At 66.9% G+C, this 4,092-nt stretch carries 3 protein-coding genes and 2 pseudogenes; all 5 read left to right on the top strand.

The window, feature by feature from the left end; translation table 11 throughout:
• A pseudogene (locus ACXJKH_RS16350) lies at positions 1–247 on the top strand (GTPase HflX); the annotation flags it as partial.
• A 158-nt stretch (positions 248–405) separates the two neighbouring features.
• Positions 406–900: a CinA family protein gene (locus ACXJKH_RS16355; RefSeq protein ID WP_256774115.1), complete on the top strand. Its 495-nt coding sequence runs from the start codon at positions 406–408 to the stop codon at positions 898–900.
• A gap of 35 nt (positions 901–935) precedes the next feature.
• Positions 936–2,612 (top strand): 2-polyprenylphenol 6-hydroxylase, encoded by a 1,677-nt coding sequence (gene ubiB, locus ACXJKH_RS16360; RefSeq protein ID WP_457320877.1) that lies wholly within the window; start codon positions 936–938, stop codon positions 2,610–2,612.
• A 452-nt stretch (positions 2,613–3,064) separates the two neighbouring features.
• Positions 3,065–3,715 carry a transcriptional repressor LexA gene (lexA, locus tag ACXJKH_RS16365; RefSeq protein WP_457320879.1) on the top strand — a complete coding sequence of 217 codons (651 nt, stop codon included), beginning with the start codon at positions 3,065–3,067 and terminating at the stop codon, positions 3,713–3,715.
• A gap of 204 nt (positions 3,716–3,919) precedes the next feature.
• A pseudogene (locus tag ACXJKH_RS16370) lies at positions 3,920–4,092 on the top strand (recombinase RecA); the annotation flags it as partial.

Below are 4,092 nucleotides of genomic sequence, written 5' to 3' on the forward strand. Positions count from 1 at the left end.
GCTGCAGTCGGTGTTGGGCAAGCGCCTGGGCCTGCAGCACATCACCGGCGCGCTGCGTCTGCCGCCGAGTGCCGGACGCCTGCGTTCGCGCCTGCACCAGCTGGAAGTGGTGCGCGGCGAACAGGCCGACGAGGACGGCTGGCTGCTTGAGGTCGATCTGCCGATCGCCGAGGCCGAAAAGCTGGCGGCCGGCGAGGGCGGCGAGCCGATCCGCGCGATGCTGCCGGAGAAGCTCCCCGAGTGGTGACACGGTAGTGCCGGCCGCTGGCCGGCTCTCCCTCGACGTTCCCCGGCGGTGGGACAGGCGCAGCAAAGGGCGCGCGACGCTGCGTCGCGCCCCCGCACACGACATCCGCGCCGATTTGGGCTAAAACGGGGCGTCCTTCCCCCCGATCCAGGATCACCATGAGCGTCCCCACCGATGCCGAACTCGGCGTCCTTGCCCGTGATGTCGGCCAGCGCCTGCAGCAGGCATCGTTGCAGCTGGTCACTGCCGAGAGCTGCAGCGGCGGCTGGATCGCCAAGGCGATGACCGATGTGGCCGGCTCCTCGGCATTCTTCGACAGCGGCATGGTCGTCTACAGCTACGAGGCCAAGCAGCGCTTGCTCGGTGTTCGCGCGCACACGCTGGAGCAGTTCGGTGCGGTCAGCCGCGAGACCGTGCTGGAAATGGTTTCCGGTGCACTGATCAATTCCGGCGCCGGCATCGCCGTGGCCGTGACCGGCATTGCCGGGCCGGGCGGCGGCAGTCCGGACAAGCCGGTCGGCAGCGTGTGGATCGGCTGGAAGCAGCGCGGTGGCTATGCCCGCGCGCAGCTGTTCCGGTTCGACGGCGACCGCGAAGCCATCCGTCGCCAGACCGTGCAGCAGGCGCTGACGGGAATTTTCGCACCGGTGTGACATCCTGACCGCGTGCGTGGACAGGAGTGGCACCGATGTGGGAAACGCTGGGAACCGTACGCGACCTAGGCCGATTGCAGGAAATCGCCTCGGTCCTGATCCGCTATGGCTTTGGCGATCTGGTACGCCGGATCGGCCTGGCCGATGTACTGGAACGGGCCGGGCGGCTGCTGCACTGGAACGACACGCAGATGCTGCGCATGACCGCGCCCGTGCGGGTGCGGCGTGCGATGGAAGACCTGGGTCCGACCTTCGTCAAGCTCGGCCAGGTGCTGGCCACGCGCGTGGACCTGTTCCCGCCGGACTGGATCGCCGAATTCTCTGAACTGCAGAACGCGGTACCGCCGCTGCCGTATGCGCAGGTGCGCGAACAGCTGGAAGCCGATCTCGGCGCACCGGCCACCGAGGTCTTCGCCTGGCTGGATGAAMCCCCGATGGCGGCCGCCTCGCTGGCCCAGGCGCACCGCGCAACCCTGCACGACGGCACCGCCGTGGTGCTGAAAATCCGTCGCCCCGGCATCCGTGAGGTGATCGAAGCCGACCTGCGCCTGCTGGCACGCCTGGCCGAAATCGTGGAAGCGCGCCTGCCGGACCTGCAGCGGTATCGCCCGGCCGAAGTGGTGCAGCAGTTCCAGGTCTCGCTGCGCCGGGAGCTGGATTTCGCCGCCGAATGCCGCAACGCCGAGCGCATCGCGCGCAACTTCGCCGGGCGCGAAGACATCCTGATCCCCAACGTGCATTGGCAGTGGACCTGCGAAAGCCTCAACGTGCAGGACTTCGTCGACGGCATCCCCGGCCGCGACCTGGCCGGCGTCGATGCGGCCGGGCTGGACCGCGTGCAGCTGGCCCGTCGCGGCGCGCACATCGTGCTCAAGATGGTGCTCGAAGACGGCTGTTTCCACGCCGATCCGCACCCGGGCAACATCATCTACCTGCGCGACGGCCGCATCGGCGTGATCGATTTCGGCATGGTCGGGGCGATCTCCGAGCAGCGCCGCTTCCAGGTCGCCCAGCTCCTGCATGGGCTGGTCAACCAGGAGCCGGAATCGGTGGCCGACGTGCTGCTCGATTGGGCGGGCGGGGTGGACGTGGATGAGTCGCGGCTGCAGCAGGACATCAGCACGTTCGTCGACCAGTACCGGGGCGTGCCGCTGAAAGACCTGCACATGGGCCTGATGCTGGGCAACATCACCACCTTGCTGCGCCAGTACTCGCTGACCCTGCCGGCCGACCTGGCCCTGATGATCAAGACCTTCCTGACTCTGGAAGGCATGGGCCGGCAGCTGGACCCGCAGTTCGACATGGCCAGCGCCGCGCGTCCGTACCTGGAGCGGGTGATGTGGCAGCGCTATGCGCCCGGCGCCGTGCTCAAGCGGGGCAAGCGCAGCCTGGTGGGGGTGATGGAGCTGCTCGGCGACCTGCCGCGCGACGTGCGTCGGCTGCTGCAGATGGCTCGGCGTGGTCGCCTCCAGCTCAAGGTCGAGACCACCGCGCTGCAGGGCTTCGGCGACCAGGTCAACCGCGCGGCCAACCGTCTGGTGATGGGCATCGTGACCGCCGCGCTAATTATCGGCTCCTCGATCGTCATGCACAGCGTAGGTGGCGTCTCCAGCCGCTGGCTGCTGGCGCTGGGCGTGGCGGGCTTCATCGGCGCCGGCTTCTGCGGCGTGTGGATCCTGTTTTCGATCTGGCGCAGCGGCAAAAACCCGTAGGGTTTTCGCCGCCGGGATCCGCAGGATCCCCGCAATGTGCCGCAAACGCGACCCAACCTCGTAGAGCCGACCGTTGGTCGGCTGCTCTACCCGGCCGGCCTCATGACCGCCGACCTTCCATCCGCCCGGCCTTCGGCACGCGCAACCCAACCCCGTAGAGCCGACCGTTGGTCGGCTGCCTTCTCCCGGCCGCCTCCTATGATCGCTACCCTTCGTCTGCCGCCCATGAGCGCCTGACCTATGGGGTTGCACGCGCTAAACCCCGGAGACAAGACCAAAACCGACACGCGAACGCACCGTCACGCATTGCCGCGCGTTCGCGCGGTCACCGACCAACGGTCGGTGGCTACACGAACTGCCGACGGCTTCGGTGGGGGGATGATCCTGCTGATTCCTGCTCTTCTTCCGTGGGCACTTGCGTGCCCACATCGTTAGTAGTAATACTACTAACCATGGAACTGACCGACACCCAGCAGGCGATCCTGCAGTTGATCGCCGAGCGTATCGAGACCGATGGCGCCCCGCCGTCGCAGACTGAAATCGCACGTGCCTTCGGCTTCAAGGGGGTACGCGCGGCGCAATACCACCTGGAAGCCCTGGAGCAGGCCGGGGCGATCCGTCGCATCCCCGGCCAGGCGCGTGGCATCCGGCTGGTGCAGGCACCGGCGCTGCAGGACGGCCTGCCGGGCTCGCTGTCGGTGCCCGCGCTGCCCGATCATGTGCTGCGCCTGCCGGTGCTGGGCCGGGTCGCGGCGGGTCTGCCGATCGGCGCAGACATCGGCTCGGACGATTTCGTGGTGCTCGACCGGGTGTTCTTCTCGCCGGCGCCGGACTACCTGCTCAAGGTGCAGGGCGATTCGATGATCGACGAAGGCATCTTCGACGGTGACCTGATCGGTGTGCACCGGACCCGTGACGCCCGCTCCGGACAGATCGTGGTGGCGCGCATCGATGACGAGATCACCGTCAAGCTGCTGAAGATGGGCAAGGACCGGATCCGCCTGCTGCCGCGCAATCGCGACTACAAGCCGATCGAAGTCCTGCCCGACCAGGACTTCGCGATCGAAGGCCTCTATTGCGGCCTGTTGCGGCCCAACCGCTGATCCTTCTACAACGCATTACCTGCACGGTCTTTTGTGGCGATTCTCTGGTTCCGCTGAGGTTGGTACGGATGTCCGATAATTTTTTTCCGAACGCCGGGCAGAATCTCAGCCTGTGCGATACGCCAGCCTTAAAGTGAACCCATGGCCAAGAAGACTTCCAAAGACAGCACCTCCACCGATACGACCTCTGCAAGGACCACTCCGATGGACGAGAACAAGAAGCGCGCCCTCACCGCCGCGCTGAGCCAGATCGAAAAGCAGTTCGGCAAGGGCGCCGTGATGCGCATGGGCGACCGTGTCGTCGAGGCGGTCGAGGTCATCCCGACCGGTTCGCTGATGCTGGACATCGCACTCGGCATCGGTGGCCTGCCCAAGGG

The organism is Stenotrophomonas sp. P5_B8 (genome assembly GCF_054049855.1).